The 15,623-nt window shown below is 61.2% G+C and carries 14 protein-coding genes; 10 read left to right on the forward strand and 4 right to left on the reverse strand.

Translation table 11 applies throughout. The features are described from left to right. Window positions 1–22: 22 nt before the first annotated feature. On the reverse strand, window positions 23–2,056 hold the full coding sequence (locus OU11_RS03780; RefSeq protein ID WP_033514587.1) for an AMP-dependent synthetase/ligase: 2,034 nt from the start codon (window positions 2,054–2,056) through the stop codon (window positions 23–25). A 224-nt stretch (window positions 2,057–2,280) separates the two neighbouring features. Here OU11_RS03780 and OU11_RS03785 point away from each other — a divergent pair, with 224 nt between their 5' ends. Genes OU11_RS03785 through OU11_RS03795 form a run of 3 tightly spaced genes read left to right on the forward strand, consistent with a single transcriptional unit; the run spans window position 2,281 to window position 5,182 of the window. Continuing rightward, complete coding sequence (locus OU11_RS03785; protein ID WP_033514588.1) at window positions 2,281–3,426, forward strand: NAD(P) transhydrogenase subunit alpha; 1,146 nt, start codon at window positions 2,281–2,283, stop codon at window positions 3,424–3,426. 8 nt (window positions 3,427–3,434) lie between these two features. Next, the gene (locus OU11_RS03790; protein WP_033507434.1) at window positions 3,435–3,737 is read left to right on the forward strand and encodes an NAD(P) transhydrogenase subunit alpha part 2; all 303 of its coding nucleotides are present in this window, start codon (window positions 3,435–3,437) and stop codon (window positions 3,735–3,737) included. After that, window positions 3,737–5,182 carry an NAD(P)(+) transhydrogenase (Re/Si-specific) subunit beta gene (locus tag OU11_RS03795; protein WP_033514589.1) on the forward strand — a complete coding sequence of 482 codons (1,446 nt, stop codon included), beginning with the start codon at window positions 3,737–3,739 and terminating at the stop codon, window positions 5,180–5,182. The genes OU11_RS03790 and OU11_RS03795 overlap by 1 nt, the downstream gene beginning before the upstream one ends. Before the next feature lie 70 nt (window positions 5,183–5,252). Here the strand turns inward: OU11_RS03795 and OU11_RS03800 are convergent, their stop codons facing one another. Continuing rightward, a complete protein-coding gene (locus OU11_RS03800; protein ID WP_081963429.1) occupies window positions 5,253–5,714 on the reverse strand; it encodes a MerR family transcriptional regulator in 462 nt (153 codons plus the stop codon). Between the two features lie 128 nt (window positions 5,715–5,842). Here OU11_RS03800 and OU11_RS03805 point away from each other — a divergent pair, with 128 nt between their 5' ends. The 3 genes from OU11_RS03805 (at window position 5,843) to OU11_RS03815 (ending at window position 8,814) form a co-directional block, all read left to right on the forward strand. Continuing rightward, window positions 5,843–6,703, forward strand: coding sequence for an aldo/keto reductase (locus tag OU11_RS03805; RefSeq protein WP_033514590.1), 861 nt, complete (start codon window positions 5,843–5,845; stop codon window positions 6,701–6,703). Window positions 6,704–6,753: 50 nt separating this feature from the next. After that, the gene (locus tag OU11_RS03810) at window positions 6,754–7,410 is read left to right on the forward strand and encodes a flavodoxin (protein WP_033514591.1); all 657 of its coding nucleotides are present in this window, start codon (window positions 6,754–6,756) and stop codon (window positions 7,408–7,410) included. Window positions 7,411–7,503: 93 nt separating this feature from the next. After that, window positions 7,504–8,814, forward strand: a complete 1,311-nt coding sequence (locus tag OU11_RS03815) for an FAD-binding oxidoreductase (protein ID WP_033514592.1) — start codon at window positions 7,504–7,506, stop codon at window positions 8,812–8,814. Window positions 8,815–8,848: 34 nt separating this feature from the next. Here OU11_RS03815 and OU11_RS03820 read toward each other — a convergent pair whose 3' ends face one another. Further along, a complete protein-coding gene (locus OU11_RS03820) occupies window positions 8,849–9,718 on the reverse strand; it encodes a LysR family transcriptional regulator (protein ID WP_033514593.1) in 870 nt (289 codons plus the stop codon). Window positions 9,719–9,889: 171 nt separating this feature from the next. On the opposite strand from OU11_RS03820, the gene OU11_RS03825 reads away from it, so the two are divergent. The 4 genes from OU11_RS03825 to OU11_RS03840 all read left to right on the forward strand — a co-directional run bounded on the left by OU11_RS03825 (window position 9,890) and on the right by OU11_RS03840 (window position 14,209). Continuing rightward, window positions 9,890–10,738, forward strand: coding sequence for an aldo/keto reductase (locus OU11_RS03825; protein WP_033514594.1), 849 nt, complete (start codon window positions 9,890–9,892; stop codon window positions 10,736–10,738). A gap of 11 nt (window positions 10,739–10,749) precedes the next feature. Then, a complete protein-coding gene (locus tag OU11_RS03830) occupies window positions 10,750–11,622 on the forward strand; it encodes an aldo/keto reductase (RefSeq protein ID WP_033514595.1) in 873 nt (290 codons plus the stop codon). Window positions 11,623–11,869: 247 nt separating this feature from the next. After that, entirely contained in the window at window positions 11,870–12,559 is a 690-nt protein-coding gene (locus OU11_RS03835; RefSeq protein ID WP_081963440.1) for a prolyl oligopeptidase family serine peptidase, read from the forward strand. Between the two features lie 51 nt (window positions 12,560–12,610). Further along, window positions 12,611–14,209, forward strand: a complete 1,599-nt coding sequence (locus OU11_RS03840; protein WP_052122607.1) for a carboxylesterase/lipase family protein — start codon at window positions 12,611–12,613, stop codon at window positions 14,207–14,209. A gap of 126 nt (window positions 14,210–14,335) precedes the next feature. On the opposite strand, the gene OU11_RS03845 is transcribed toward OU11_RS03840, so the two are convergent. Then, entirely contained in the window at window positions 14,336–15,346 is a 1,011-nt protein-coding gene (locus OU11_RS03845) for an alpha/beta hydrolase (protein ID WP_033514596.1), read from the reverse strand. Window positions 15,347–15,623: the final 277 nt, after the last annotated feature.

A 15,623-nucleotide genomic window follows, 5' to 3' on the forward strand; every position in this document is an offset into this window, starting at 1 on the left:
TGTGTTTGGATGCGCAGCGGCGCTACTTGCGCTTGGTGTACATCTGCGTGTTGAGCAGCGTGGCGTAGCGCTTGATGACCTTCGGGCGGATGACCTTCATCGAGGCGGTCATCAGGCCGTTCTCCTGCGTGAACTCCTCGGGCAGGATGATGAACTTGCGCACCGATTCGGCGCGGGACACGCCCTCGTTGGCCTGATCGACGTACTTCTGCACCTCGGCGCGGACCACGGCGTTCTCGGCGGCCTCCTCCAGCGGCATATCGCGGTCCAGACCCTTGGCTTCCAGCCACGGGCGCAGCGACTCCTCGTCCAAGGTGACCAGCGCGGAGATGAACGGGCGCTTGTCGCCGAGCACCAGCGCCTGGGAGACGAACTCGCAGCGCTGGATGACCTCCTCGATCGGGCGCGGAGCCACGTTCTTGCCGCCGGCGGTGATGATCAGGTCCTTCTTGCGGCCGGTGATGTAGAGGAAGCCCTCCTCGTCCAGACGGCCGAGATCGCCGGTCATGAACCAGCCGTCCTCGGTGAACGTGTCGGCCGTGGCCTCGGCGTTCTTGTGGTAGCGCGGGAACACGGCGGGTCCCTGGATCTGGATCTCGCCCTCCTCGCTGATGCGCACATGGAAGCCGGGGTAGGGGATGCCGACCGAACCGGCCTTGAACGGCGTGCCGATCGGGTTGAACGCGCAGGGAGCGGTGGTTTCGGTCAGACCGTAGCCTTCATAGACCGGAATGTTCGCGCCGCGGAAGAACGCCAGCAGCTCCGGGTCCAGCGGGGCGCCGCCGGCCACGATCCACTGGGCACGGCCGCCGAGCACCTGGCGCAGCTGCGCGTAGATCATCGGGTCGAAGGTGGCGCGGCGGGCGGCGGTCAGGGCCTTGGGCTTGCCGTTGGCGCTGATCTCCTTCATGTAGTTCTGCGCGGTGACCACGCCGGCGGCGAACGCCACGCCCTTGACGCCGTGTCCGGCCTTCTGCGAGGCGGCGTTGTACACCTTCTCCAGCACACGGGGCACCACGATCATGACGGTGGGCTTGGCCTCCTGCAGATCGTTGATCAGCGTGGCGATGCCCTGCGCGATGTAGATGCGCAGGTTGCTGGCGACGACGATGTAGTTGACGGCGCGGGCGAAGGTATGCGCCTGCGGCAGGAACAGCAGCACGGAACCGTTTCTGTTGTTCAGCACGGCCGGCATGAACGACTGCAGCGTCATGGCGGTGGTGCAGTAATGCTCGTGGGTCATCTCCACGCCCTTCGGCGCGGCGGTGGAACCGGAGGTGTACACGATCGAGCACAGATCGGTCTTCTTCACCGAATCGATGCGCGCATCCAGCTCCTCGTCGGAGACCTGGTCCGCGTACGCCTGGATCTCGGCCAGGCCGCCGGTCTCCAGGCACAGGATGCTCTCCAGCGAAGGGCATTCCGCGATTGTGCCGTCGGCCTTGTTGCGCATCTCGACGGTTTCCACGATGAGCAGCCTGGCGTCGGAGTTGTCCACGATGTTGCGGATCTGCTCGGCCGAATCGGTCTCGTAGATCGTGGCCATCACGCCGCCGCACGCCATGATCGCCGCGTCGATGACGTCCCACTCATAGGAGGTGCGGCACATGAACGCCACGGTGTCGCCCTTGCGCAGGCCGCGCTGCATCAGGCCCTTGGCGGTGACGCGGATGTCCTCCAGCACCTCGGTGGCCGTCTTGGTCACCCAGGCGTCGCCGGACTTGTATGTGTACAGCGGGTCGTCGCCCATGCGTTCGGCGCGCTGCGCGTACAGGTCGTAGATCGTCATGCCCTCATCCAGCGGGGGAATGCCCTCGGTGTAGGCGGTGAGCAGGCCTGTCTGCTGATCGATGTATGTGGTCGTCGGACGGTCCTCGCCCCAGGTGTGCGAATGCGGCAGACCGGTGACATCCAGCTGCCCGGCACCGGAGGGGGCGGCGTAGTCGGGACCTTCGCCGGAGTCGTCGCTGACCGGGTGGACGAAGTCGCCGCCGAGCTGCAGTGCCTTCTGCGCCAACGAGGTGGCGGTGTTCTTGAGTGATGTGATGACAGACACGTGATTCTCCTTATAGCCTGATATGGCCTCTCTCTGTCGAATGATAACCGGTCATCGGCGACACGTCACCTTACGGTAGCGTAGGAACGCCGGCGCTGCACCGTTCATGCGCCGCAATCTGCATATTGGGACGGCGCTGTTGGTTTGGTCGGCTCCTTGGATAGACTGTAAGGCTGTAACATACACCGAATCTTTTCTTCTGATAAGAAAGAGGAAGGGCTCACATGGCTGAAACAGCACAAGCCACCGTGACGTTCGGCGTTCTCAACGAAACGTCGGACCACGAGTCCCGCGTCGCCCTGACGCCGGACATCGTCGCACGGCTGCGCAAGGCGGGCGTCTCCTGCCTGATCGAAAGCGGCGCGGGCGTCGCCGCCAACTATGTTGATGAGGATTACACGAAGGCGGGCGCCGAGGTGGTGTCCGCGGATGACGTGATTTCCCGTTCGGACGCTCTGGGCTTTATCGACCGCCCGGATGCCGAACTGATCGCCCGCATGAAGCCGGGCACCTGGGTCATCGGCATGCTCGGTTCCTTCACCGATACCGATTACATCGCCTCCCTCGAACAGGCCGGCCTGGTCGGCGTGGGCATCGAGAAGCTGCCGCGCCAGCTCAGCTCCGCGCAGTCGATGGACGAGATGACCTCCCAGAACTCCGTGATGGGCTACAAGGCCGTTCTGGTGGCCGCCAACGCCTACGGTTCGTTCTTCCCGATGATGACCACCGCCGCCGGCACGATCCGTCCGGCCAAGGTGCTCATCCTCGGCGCCGGCATCGCCGGCCTGCAGGCCATCGGTACCGCCCGCCGTCTGGGCGCGGTCGTCACCGCGTACGACGTTCGTCCCGCCGCCCAGGGCGAGGTCGAATCGCTGGGCGCGAAGTTCCTGGACCTGGGCCTCGACTTCTCCAAGGGTCAGGGCGAGGGCGGCTATGCCCGCCAGCTGACCGCCGAGGAGCAGGCTGCGCAGCAGGCCGCCGTCGATGAGAAGGCCGCCGGCTTCGACGTCATCATCACCACGGCCAAGGTCCCCGGCCGCAAGCCGCCGATGCTGCTGACCAAGGCCGGCGTGGACGGCTTGAAGCGCGGCGCCGTGATCGTCGACTGCGCCGCCAGCGAACTCGGCGGCAACGTCGAGGGCTCGACCGTCGGCACCCAGGTGACCGAGGGCGGCGTGACCATCATCGGCGCGCCGTATCTGGCCAGCGAAGTGACGAACACCGCGTCGAACCTGCTGGCACGCAACGTGGCCGACGTGCTCGCCCACTTCGTGCGCGACGGCAAGCTGGCGATGGACCTGAACGAGGAGCTCGACAACGCCCTCGTGGTCGCCGGCCGTGCCGAAGCCCCGGCTGCGGAAGGAAAGTGAGAAGAGACATGGATATCGTCGTTGCAATCACGCTGTTCATCCTCGCGCTGCTCATCGGCGTCGAGGTCATCGGCAAGGTCCCCGCGACCCTGCACACCCCGCTGATGTCGGGCGCGAACTCCATCCACGGCATCGTGATCGTCGGCGTGGTCATCGTGGCCGCGCACGCCACCTCGCCGCTGGCCTGGGTATTCATCTTCCTGGCCGCCGTGCTGGGCACGATGAACGTCGTGGGCGGCTACGTGGTCACCGACCGCATGCTGGAGATGTTCAAGTCCGATAAGTCGAAGAAGAAGGGGGAGGACAAGTAATGGGTACCCTCGCCGAAACCCTGAGCACGCCGCTGGGCGTGATCGAATGGTTCGTCTATCTGGTCTCCGCCGTGATCTTCGTGATCGGCCTGCACCTGATGAACTCTCCGAAGACCGCCCGCAAGGGCAATCTGATCTCCGCCGCCGGCATGATTCTGGCCTGTGCGATGGCCTTCATCGTGCTGTTCGTCAATGAGATCTCCAACGGCTTCCAGCACGGCGTGGCCGTCGCGCTGCTGATCGTCGGCATCATCATCGGTACGGTGGCCGGCGTGGTCTCGGCCAAGAAGGTCAAGATGACCGACATGCCGCAGCTGGTCTCCATCTTCAACACCGTGGGTGGCGGCGCTGCCGCGCTCGTGGCGCTGAACGACATCCTGACCTCCGAGAGCCTGCCGACCATCGTGGTGCTCATCACCGCCGGCCTGGGCATCCTGATCGGCTCGGTCACCTTCTCCGGCTCGCTGGTCGCCGCCGGCAAGCTGCAGGGCCTGAAGTTCATGCGTAAGCTGACCATCCCGGCCAAGGGCGTGGTCAGCGTGGTGTGCATCGTGCTGATGCTCGCCTCGTTCGTCATGCTGTGCGTCATGCCCGAGCAGCGCCTGCTGTTCAGCATCCTGACCACCGTGTTCGCGCTGATCTACGGTCTGGTGTTCGTCATCCCGATCGGCGGCGCCGACATGCCCGTGGTCATCTCCGTGCTCAACGCCTGCACCGGCACCGCCGTGGCCATGAGCGGCCTGGCGATCAACAACATCGCCCTGATCGTGGCCGGCGCCCTCGTCGGCTCCGCCGGCGTGACCCTGTCCATCGACATGTCCAAGGCCATGAACCGTCCGCTGATGAGCGTGCTCGCCGGCGGCTTCGGCGGCGGCTCCTCCGCCGCGGGTTCGGCCGAAGGCCCCGAGGGCACGATGAAGGAGACCACCGCGGACGACGTTGCCGTGCAGCTCGTCTACGCGGAGAAGGTCATCTTCGTCCCCGGCTTCGGTCTGGCCCAGGCCCAGGCCCAGCGCGAGCTCGCCGACCTGGGCGAGTTGCTCAAGGGCCATGGCGTCGAGGTCTCGTACGCCATCCACCCGGTGGCCGGCCGTATGCCCGGCCACATGAACGTGCTGCTCGCCGAGGCCAATGTGCCGTATGAGGAGCTCATCGATCTGGACGACATCAACCCGCAGTTCCCGCAGGCCAACGTGGCGCTGGTCGTCGGTGCGAACGACGTGACCAACCCGGCCGCCCGCAAGCCCGGCACCGCCGTCTCCGGCATGCCGATCCTGGACGTGGACATGGCCCAGAACGTGGTGGTGATGAAGCGCGGCCGTGGTCGTGGCTACGCCGGCATCGAGAACGAGCTCTACTTCAAGGACAACACGCAGATGCTGTTCGGCGACGCGAAGGCCGGTCTGCAGGCCGTCATCGCCGCCGTCAAGGAGCTCATCAACTGACCGTAAGGTCCGAAAAGCTCAAACAAGCGAATGGGGCATCCTCTTAGGGGATGCCCCATTGTCGTATCCGTCAAGCATTTGTTTGATGCCCGGCATGGAACGCGTTCGCGAGCCTTTCGGGGATCTCGCTCGTCGGTGTACCGGTGTCGATTAGATTGCTGAAATACTGGACACGTCCGGCCAAGACATCGTTGTAGAAGGTTTGTTTGGCGTCGACATAGTCGATGCTGCGTTGAATCTCCTCCATCCGTTGGACAAGGATGTGACGTTTCTTCGCAAGGATACGTTGACGCTCCGGAATCGTCGGCTCGCCTTCCAGACATAATTCCATGTACTGACGCATCTCATCAACTCCCATACCACAGGCGCGCAAACAGTTGAGACTGTTGATCCATGCGATGTTGCGGTCGTCGAAGATTCTGCGATTGCGCTCGTCCCGGCGCAGATTGGGTACAAGTCCCGATTTACAGTAGAACTTCAGCGTCTCATAACTCATGTTGACGAGTTCGCAGGCTTCCTTCATCGTGTACATAGCTTTTCCTTGCCGAGTTGTTCGCCATGGGATTAATCCATGATTCCAAGACTTGACCGGTAGTGGCTACCGGTTCCTACCATCAAGGATAACCGCTCGCTGGAACGTGCGGCCAGAAAGGTTGCAATATGGAATACGCAACGTTAAGCAATGGTGTGATCATGCCGAAGTTGGGTTTCGGCGTTTTTCAGGTGCCCGGTGATGAAACGGCGCGATGTGTATCAGATGCCGTCGAAGTCGGGTACCGTCATATTGACACAGCGCAGTCCTATATGAACGAATCCGAGGTCGGCCAGGGTATTCGCGATAGTGGCATCGATCGCAGCGAACTGTTCATCACCACCAAGGTATGGATTGAGCATTACGGATACGTCGAGGCGCGCGAATCGGTTGAGCGTTCTTTACGGAGGTTGGGACTGGATTATCTGGATTTGGTCCTGCTGCACCAGCCATTCGCCGATGTATACGGTTCGTGGCACGCACTCGAAGAACTCTACAAGGAAGGCAAGGTCCGCGCCATCGGCGTGAGCAATTTCAGCCCAGTACGTCTGGCCGATTTGGCTGCATTCAACGAGATCGCACCGATGATCAACCAGGTGGAGACCAATCCGTTCCATCAGCAGATCGCCGCACACGAGCATATGGTGGCCCGACACGTCCAGCATGAGGCATGGGCGCCGTTCGGTGAGGGGCGCAGCGGCATGTTCACCAACCCCGTGTTGTCTCAGATCGCTGAAGATCACGGCAAGTCTGTGGCACAGGTGGTGCTGCGCTGGCTGATGCAGCGTGACATCGTGGCGCTCGCCAAATCCACCCACAAGGAGCGCATGGCCGAGAACCTGGACATCTTCGATTTCACGCTTACCGACGCGGAGATGCAGAGCATCGCTACGCTCGACACCACCGCCAGCCTGTTCTTCGACCATGACGACCCGCATACCGTGGACATGTTCGTCCGCATGGTCGGGGAGCGCCACGGGCGGGCATGACCCCGTCGCAATTTCAGCAACAGAACATATATCATCTGAAAGGAACCTCCATGTCGATAGCACGCAACCGCTTCAACACCGTTATGGCCGCGTTCTCCGGGCTGGCCATGACCTTCGGCCTCGCGGCCTGCTCCGGACAATCCGGGTCCGATTCCGCCGATGACGCCTCCGCATCCAGCACCCAGCAATCGCAGCAGGGGCAAGAGGCAGGCGCATCCTCCGACGGCGATGTGCTCGTCGTCTACTATTCCGCCACCGGCAACACCGAACGTGCGGCGCAATACATTGCCGACGCCACCGGCGGCGATCTGTTCGAACTCGAACCCGTGGAACCATATACCGACGACGATCTGAATTGGGCCGACGAGAACAGTCGCGTCAGCGTCGAGCATGAAGACGAGTCGCAACGCGATGTCGCGCTCGTGGCCGACACGGTGGACAATTGGGACGACTACAGCACCGTGTTCATCGGGTATCCGATCTGGTGGGGAATCGCCGCCTGGCCGGTCGACGGTTTCGTCGAGGCCAACGACTTCACCGGCAAGACGGTGATCCCGTTCTGTACCTCGTCCAGCTCCGGCATCGGCAGCAGCGGCGAGCAGCTGGCCGAGATGGCTGGTACCGGCGACTGGCTGGAAGGCGAACGCTTCTCTTCGGGCGCCAGCGAATCAGACGTCCAGGATTGGGTAAATGGCCTAGGACTGTGATCTATTCCCTACGAAAACCATCAAGCGCCGATGCCGCACGGATCCGCACCGCAGCATCGGCGCTCTTTTACGTTGAAACAATGAAGGACTGCGATGACGAAGCGGATTAGGCCTATGGCATTGGCGATATGGATTGTGTTTCTGCTGGTCATACCGACGACGCCGGTCATATTGTTGCATGCCACGATGGACGCATTCTTCGCACCGCTGTTGCCTCGTGTTGATGCAGGTGTTCTGTCGTACGCGTGGATGCTGCTGGCGGTGTATCTGTCCACACGACCGCATTGGCTTGATCGTTTGATTGGACTGCCTGCGATATATATGATGCATGGCGTACTCGGCATGGCGGCACTCGTGCTCGCCATAGTGCACCGAATCGACCTACCCGCATACGGGTCGGCGAAATTGACCGGTGAAGTGGGATTCTGGACGTTGCTGGCGTTGGTTATTGTCGCATTGATCACCATGGCCGGATGGTTGAGCAGTCGTATCCCTGCCGTCGCTGCGCTGAGACGACTTATCGAACGCGTGGTGTCTCGTGAAGGATCGGTATGGTTGCATCGACTGTTGTTGATTGCCGTCATAACAGTGGGCATTCATATGAATTTGGTATGGTACATTGCCGAAAATACGGTTTTCATTACGGTGACAAATATATGTGCGGTTGCGATCATCGGATGGTATGTCATATCGAAGCTACGTGAACGATTCGGTGCTGCGCATGGTACCGTACTGTCGGTAACCGCGTTGTCTGGCGACACAATGCAGGTTGAAATGGTTGTTCCTTCGATGGGCGATGGTTGGCTTGAAGGCGACTTTGTGTTCCTGCGTTTTCCAAGTATTCGCGGTATGCGCTCTATGCATCCATTCTCAATGGTGAATCGTCCGAACGCAGCTGGGCTCATGACATTCGCCATTCGTGCCGATGGCGACTTCACACGGCTGGTGAGTACGGCACTGAGTCCGGGGACATCGGTAGAAGTCGTCGGCCCATACGGTAGGTACCGCCGTTTTATCGATGGGCATAATCGCCGTTCGTCATCGAGGCAGTGCGTTGAGTCCCGGTCAATCGTCGTATATGCCGGCGGTATCGGTATCACTCCACTATTGCCAGTCATCCAGTATGCCGACGAACTCGGGTATGACATCGTAGTCCTGTATTCCGCAAGGGCAAGTGAAGGTTTACTGTACCATGACGATATATTGCAGTGGGCTGCCCGGACCGGTAACCGCATGCAACTGCGTGTTGGGAGATTTTCGGAGCGAGAATTCGCTGATGCCATGCGGCAGGGCGCATTGTATGTAATCGGCGGGCCGGAATCAATGCGTCGTGATATCACACACATGCTGATTCGTCACGGTGTTCGGGCTGTCGACATATGTTATGAGTCTTTTGTCTGGTGACAATTTGCCGAATTTCAATCCATGACATGCTGTATCAACCGACATTATGGGGCAACGGCTGGGTTGCGACCCAGTCGCACACCTTGCGCACAATATCCCCGGCATCGGCGCGCACAACAAGATGGTAGGTCACGTGTACCTCGTCATCATTGATCGGTACCACAACATGGCTTCCTGTGATCGCGTTCAGGTCGAACTGGGGTGCGTCGGTGGCGAAGTATGCCATCGATGTGGTGCGCTGCAGCTGCGTGAACACCTCGCGGTCCTCTTGAACAAGGAATCTCGCATGCGGCATCAACGTGTCGCATAATTCTCGCCAGAATCCAATGGCTGCGAACAGCAGGAACGTTTCTCCATCAAGCTGGGACATCGAGACTGCTGACTCGTGGGCGAGCGGGTGATCGCTCGGTAGGACGACGAACAAATTCTCGTGCATAAGAGGGCACGAGCGGAATGCCGGGAACTTCAAGTCGGATAGCGAAATTGCCAACGAGATGGTGCCGCTGAACAGGGAACGCTCAATCTCTCGTTGGGTGATGGTTTCCGAGGACAGCAGTATGCCGGGAAAACGTTCCACCAGCATGGCCGTCAAATGCCACAGCGGTGCCGGCGCGATGGTGCCGATGCGCAGCGCATTCGTCGATGCCTCCAAACGATCCAGCGCATCGCGCATCAGCCGTTCGTCACGCAGTATCGGGCGCACGTATTCCAAGGCCAGACGACCCGCCTCGTTGAGTTCGACATGGCGTCCCTCGCGTAACAGCAGGTCATGGCCGAGCTCCCGTTCCAGTCGTCTGATGGAGCGGCTGAGCGTCGGCTGAGGCATGCGCAACTCATCCGCGGCGGCGCTGATCGTGCCGTAGGTTGCTATCGCATCGAGCTGACGGAGCTGATCGATATCCATATACCCTCCTTGGAACGCTTGACTGATATATGCATATTACGCATAAGGACACGGATGGTGGGTATTTTACCCGCCGTATGTTACGGAGAACAATCGCATATAGCAGTACACCGGATTCATTTGATACGACGAATGAATATCAGGTGTATCGAAACGGAAGGAGTGCACGATATGATGACCTACACGATGAACGACGGACATACGATCCCGGCGGTCGGCTACGGCGTGTTTTTGATGTCCCCTGCCGAGGTCGAGGAACATCTGCCGGAAGCCATCGAGGCGGGATATCGACACATCGACACCGCCAACGCTTATTTCAATGAGAAAGCCGTCGGCCGCGTGGTCAAGCGTAGCGGGCTCGATCGTAGTGAGTTCTTCATCACCTCCAAGTTGTTCCCGCAGGATTATGGCTATGAGGATTGCGGCAAGGCCATCGACGCGACACTGCGCCGCTTGGACACCGACTATCTCGACCTGCTGCTCCTGCACCAGCCGTATGGCAAATACACCGAAGCGTGGAAAGCCATGGAGGAAGCCGTCGCGGCAGGCAAAGTGCGTTCCATCGGTCTGTCGAACTTCAACCAGGCCAAGACACAGCAGATTCTCGACGTCGCCGATATCGTGCCGGCGGTGATGCAGGTTGAGATGCACCCGTATTGGAACCAGCACGAGATGAAAGCGTTCCTCAAGGACCTTAATGTGACCTTCGAGGCATGGTATCCGCTCGGCCACGGTGACACAGCCCTGTTGAACGAGCCGGTCTTCGCCGAACTGGCGCACAAGTACGGCAAGACCCCGGCGCAGATTATCCTGCGCTGGCATGTTGAGGAAGGCAACGTCATCTTCCCGAAGACGCTGAACCCGGAGCATATGGCCGACAACATCAACATCTTCGACTTCTCGCTGACCGCCGACGAGGTGGCACGTATCAACGAGCTGCCGCAGAAGGCCTACTACACCGTCGCCGATGAAGCTCCGGACTTCGTCACGGCACACTCGGACTGGGACGCCCAGGAGTGAGGGAGACCGTCATGGAATACCGTGAGTTGTCCAATGGCGTGAAGATGCCGCTCATCGGATACGGTGTCTTCCAGATCCCTCCGGATGAGACCGAACGTTGCGTGCGTGACGCGCTTGAGGTGGGCTACCGCTTGATCGACACCGCCCAGGCGTACGGCAATGAGGCGGGTGTCGGCAAGGCGATCCGCGAGAGCGGCATTGCACGCGACGAGATCTTCGTGACCAGCAAGGTGTGGGTCTCGAACATGAACTACGAGCGGGCCAAGGCTTCAATCGACGCCTCACTTGAGGCCATGGGGCTGAACCACATCGACCTGATGCTGCTGCATCAGGCCTACGGCGACTACCATGGCGCCTGGCGCGCCCTGGAAGAGGCGTACCGTGACGGCAAGCTGCGCGCGATTGGCGTCTCGAACTTCTATCCGGTCCGGCTTATGGACATGTGCGCCTTCGCGCAGGTTTCGCCGATGGTGAACCAGGTGGAGACGCATGTGTTCTGCCAGCAGGTGGAGGCGCATGAGAATATGAACCAGCTCGGCGTGGTCCATGAGGCGTGGGGACCGTTCGCCGAAGGCCGCAACACCGTGTTCACGAACCCCGTGCTGACGCAGATTGGGGAGAAGTACGGCAAGTCCACCGCGCAGGTCATGCTGCGCTGGATGATCGACCGTGGCATTGTGCCGCTGCCGAAATCCACCCACCGTGAACGCATGGCCCAGAATCTGGACGTGTTCGACTTCACGCTGGACAAGGCCGATCATGCCGCCATCGCCGCAATGGATGGCGGACACCCGATCGTCTGGGATCATGCCAGCCTTGAGGTCGGCGCGGGACTGCTCAACATGATCGCCAGCGCCCAGCTGCAGGGAGCCAAACTGTACTGACGCCGGCACACGGGAAGGGATGCGTATGACATATCGGAAGATCGGACGACTAACCGCATGCATCGCGGCCGCGGTCATGCTCGCAACCGTCTGCGGTTGCACGGGCACGACGGCGAATCCGGCAGAACGTGCGGCCTCCGACGGCGCGAACACGTCGCAGGACGGCGCATCCCAACCCGAACCAACCGAACCATCAGATGAATTCGGGACCGTAACCCAAGGGACGGACACCTATCGCGGGTTCGTCATGGACAACGTCCTGCATTCACCCGACGACGGCGACATCCATTTTCACATCCACGTCCCGGATTCATACGACGGTTCGGAGCCGGTGGCGTTGTTCCTGACACTGCCGGGATACCAAGGACTGTATTTCCAAGGTGTGGGGGAGAACCTCTACACCGAGGACTTCGCCTTCCAAGCGGAACAATACGACGATCGGATGATCATCGCAGCCCCGCAGCTGTCGGACTGGGGCGAGACCTCCTCCCGGCAGGCCATCGCGCTGACCGAATACCTGCTCAACGCCTACACCATCGACGCCTCGCGCGTCTTCGCCGAAGGGTATTCGGGCGGGGGCGAGACGATGTCGCGCGTGATGGGCATGCGCCCCGACCTATTCTCCGCATATCTGCATTGCAGCTCGCAATGGGACGGTGACATCGCCACGTTGGCGGAGAGCGAAACCCCCGTATATCTGGTCGTCGGACAGGATGATGAATACTACGGCAGCGAACCCTCCGAAACCGCCTATGATCGGATCCGCGACCAGTACAAGGATCGTGGTCTTTCGGAACGACGCATCAACGAACTGGTGACGTTGGACGTCAAGGATGCCGCGTACTTCGCAAACCAAGGGATAACCAACCAGCACGGTGGCGGAGGCACGCTGTTCAGCCATGATCCCGACATCATGGGATGGCTGTTTAACCGGTGAACCATCGCGGCGTTCTGCACATCCTTTGTTTCAAAAGCAAAAGGAATCGATATGACCGATACAACACCGACCAAGACAACCCGGGAACGTCGGCGCAGACTACCGATGATCATCGGGGCGATCCTCGCCGCTCTCGTCATCATCGCCATTGCCGTCGTGCTGATCTTCCGGTGGACGTTCCCCTCCGGTCCCGCATTCAGGAACCTGCCCGTATCCGGAGATTCCGAAGTGCGGACCACATACGGCGACGTTCGAGGCGCCCGACAGGACAGCGTCTTCCGGTATCTCGGCATCCCGTACGCCACGGCGGACGAACGGTTCAAACCGGCGCATGACGTGGAACCATGGGACGGCGTCTTCGAGGCGAACGCGTATGGCCCCACATCGCCGCAGGGTGCCATGTTCGGCGGCTCGGCACCGTCCGATGACACCGGAACCGACAATAACTGCCAGAATCTGAACATCTGGACCCCGGACATCAACGACCACGGCAACCGTCCGGTTATGGTGTGGCTGCACGGCGGCGGCTTCTCCACAGGGTCCGCCAATGAACGCAACTACGATGGTGCGAACCTGAGCGAAAGCCAGGACGTGGTGGTGGTCTCGGTGAACCATCGTCTCAACGTGTTCGGCCATCTGGACCTGTCCGCATATGGTGAGGAATACGCGGCTTCGGGCAACGTGGGCCTACTGGACATCGTGGACGCGTTGGAGTGGATTCGGGACAATATCGAAGCGTTCGGCGGCGATCCGGACAACGTGACGCTGTTCGGCCAATCCGGCGGCGGCGCGAAGGTCCTGGCGTTGATGACGATGCCCTCGGCCCGGGGATTGTTCGATAAGGGCATCGTGCAGAGCGGTGCCACGGAGACGATGGGCGTGACGTTCGCCACGCAGGAGCAGGGCCAGGCGCTCGCCGCCCGCGTGCTGGACGGACTCGGCATCGACCCGGAACATCTGGATGCATTGCAGACCGTCCCCGTGGATGAGCTGCAGGCGGCCACCGTGGACGCGCTGCAACAGACCGCCGATGAATATGAGATTCCCGCGCCATTGGGATCCGGGTATCAGATGGAATGGGGGCCGGTGGTGGATGGTGACATCCTACCGACCAATCCGGTGACCGAGGACTCCTTCGCGCAGGCAGGGCGGGATGTTCCGCTGCTCATCGGCAGCAACCTCAACGAGTGGACGAGCTTCGGCTCTCCGACCCAAGTGCCTGTAGGACAGGAGCAGGCGGTTCAGGAGGCCGTGGCCCAGGCGTATCCGGATATCAACGGTTTGGAAGCCAACCGTGTGGATACGCTGATCCGGTTGCCGATGCTGAAGATCATGTCGCATAAGGCCGACCAGCACGGTGCCGACGTATATGCCTACGTATTCACGCGCAACAGCGGTGCGGCGGGCTCCTACCATGGTGCCGAGATCCCGTACGTGTTCCATAACGTCGACAACGCGGTATCGGACACGGTCAGTCAGGCGTGGGCGAACTTCGCCCGAACCGGCGTGCCGTCGGCCGATGGTCTGCCCGAATGGGAACCGTATACGCGTGACGGCGGCGCCACCATGCTGTTGGGCGATGACACCGAACTCGTGCATCATCACGATCGCGAGCTTATGGCGCTGCTCTCGCCGGAGTACGAATACTGAACGGCGGATAGTAGATGGCTCCGATTCCCCCGATTCGTATGTGTCCGAATCGGGGGAATCGTGCTCCTTGGACATGATGGTTGCGCTAACAACGTAAGAATCTGGGGATTCGGACAAATATGGCGGTCACAGCCCGAAGGTGCGCGTGACGAAGTTGGTGACACGGCGCCAGTAGCGTTCCGGATCCGTGGATGCGGCCATCGTATGCCCGGCCCCGGGGATCATCATCTTCTGACGGTCGATGCTGGCGCAGGCGTCGAAGTTCCTCTCCAGCGAGGCGGGGGAGACGAAGTCGTCGGCGCCGCCGTGGATGAACAGCATCGGGATCGTCGTATGGTGCAGCTGTCGTACGCACGATGCCTCACGGAACCCGTAGCCCGCGCGATGCCGGCAGATCAGGCTCATCGTGGCCACGAGCGGACGCGCGGCCCAACGCGGCAGATGGTACAGCGAGCGGGCGTTGAACATGAACTGGTCCCACACGGAGGTAAAGCCGCTGTCCTCGATGGCGGACACCACGTTGCGCGGCAGCGAGGCCTCGCCGGCCGCCATCATCACCGCCGCGCCGCCCATCGAATTGCCGTGCAGCAGGATGCGTGCCTGCGGATCCGCCGCCGTGATCACGCCGATCCAGTCCATCAGGTCCACACGTTCCATCCACCCCATGCCGATGTAGCGCCCCTGGCTCAGCTCGTGCCCGCGCGAGGCGGGCACCAGCACCGTGAATCCCATCCGGGCGTACCGGTGCGCGTACTTGGCCATCTCGGCCGGGTCGCCACTGTATCCGTGGCAGCAGATCGCGTACAGGTGCGGAGTGGGGCTCACGCAATCGGGGTCGACGAGCCAGCCGTGCAGCTTGAACCCGTCGCGGCTCATCATCGAGATCGGCTGCTTGGACTCCTCGAACCAGTCGGCCGCCTCCTCCTGCTCCGCCATGTCGGCCGCAGGCGTCTCCGGTTGCGGATCCTCCAGCTCGCCGTCCTGCAGGCGGCGCATCATCGACCGCCGAGCCTGGGTGTCCAGGGCGAACGAGAAGAGGAGATTCGCCGTGGCGTATAGTGCGCCAACCGTGGCCGCGGCGGCGACGCCGGCTCCGATCAGAACCTTCTTCGTCAGCGTTGATGTTGTCTGCGTCATTGCAACCTCTTCCATGGACGGCCTTCTGTTGTTCAGTCTAGCGCCCGGTACACGGGTACGACGACCGCAACACGGCGGGCGTGCGATGCAGCCGGCGCGTGGGGCGCTGTCCGGGGTGTGCGTATACTTGATGACTGTTGCTTTGGCGAGGGAAACCGCCGTGGGTGGTTTCCGTAATCGACTCGGCGCATTCAGCCCCTCCTGCGGGGTCGTTCTGCGGCGCGTCGTGGCGTCAAAAGACAGAACGACAAGTGACATGCAACCCAAAGGAGGCCAG

Source organism: Bifidobacterium pullorum DSM 20433 (assembly GCF_000771405.1).
Classification (GTDB): domain Bacteria; phylum Actinomycetota; class Actinomycetes; order Actinomycetales; family Bifidobacteriaceae; genus Bifidobacterium; species Bifidobacterium pullorum.

Excerpts from the sequence above, each read along its gene's own strand:
- OU11_RS03785 (WP_033514588.1), top strand. The coding sequence starts at position 2,281 with ATGGCTGAAACAGCACAAGCCACCGTGACGTTCGGCGTTCTCAACGAA.
- OU11_RS03790 (WP_033507434.1), top strand. The coding sequence starts at position 3,435 with ATGGATATCGTCGTTGCAATCACGCTGTTCATCCTCGCGCTGCTCATC.
- OU11_RS03795 (WP_033514589.1), top strand. The coding sequence starts at position 3,737 with ATGGGTACCCTCGCCGAAACCCTGAGCACGCCGCTGGGCGTGATCGAA.
- OU11_RS03800 (WP_081963429.1), bottom strand. The coding sequence starts at position 5,714 with ATGTACACGATGAAGGAAGCCTGCGAACTCGTCAACATGAGTTATGAG.
- OU11_RS03805 (WP_033514590.1), top strand. The coding sequence starts at position 5,843 with ATGGAATACGCAACGTTAAGCAATGGTGTGATCATGCCGAAGTTGGGT.
- OU11_RS03810 (WP_033514591.1), top strand. The coding sequence starts at position 6,754 with ATGTCGATAGCACGCAACCGCTTCAACACCGTTATGGCCGCGTTCTCC.
- OU11_RS03815 (WP_033514592.1), top strand. The coding sequence starts at position 7,504 with ATGACGAAGCGGATTAGGCCTATGGCATTGGCGATATGGATTGTGTTT.
- OU11_RS03820 (WP_033514593.1), bottom strand. The coding sequence starts at position 9,718 with ATGGATATCGATCAGCTCCGTCAGCTCGATGCGATAGCAACCTACGGC.
- OU11_RS03825 (WP_033514594.1), top strand. The coding sequence starts at position 9,890 with ATGATGACCTACACGATGAACGACGGACATACGATCCCGGCGGTCGGC.
- OU11_RS03830 (WP_033514595.1), top strand. The coding sequence starts at position 10,750 with ATGGAATACCGTGAGTTGTCCAATGGCGTGAAGATGCCGCTCATCGGA.
- OU11_RS03835 (WP_081963440.1), top strand. The coding sequence starts at position 11,870 with ATGGACAACGTCCTGCATTCACCCGACGACGGCGACATCCATTTTCAC.
- OU11_RS03840 (WP_052122607.1), top strand. The coding sequence starts at position 12,611 with ATGACCGATACAACACCGACCAAGACAACCCGGGAACGTCGGCGCAGA.
- OU11_RS03845 (WP_033514596.1), bottom strand. The coding sequence starts at position 15,346 with ATGACGCAGACAACATCAACGCTGACGAAGAAGGTTCTGATCGGAGCC.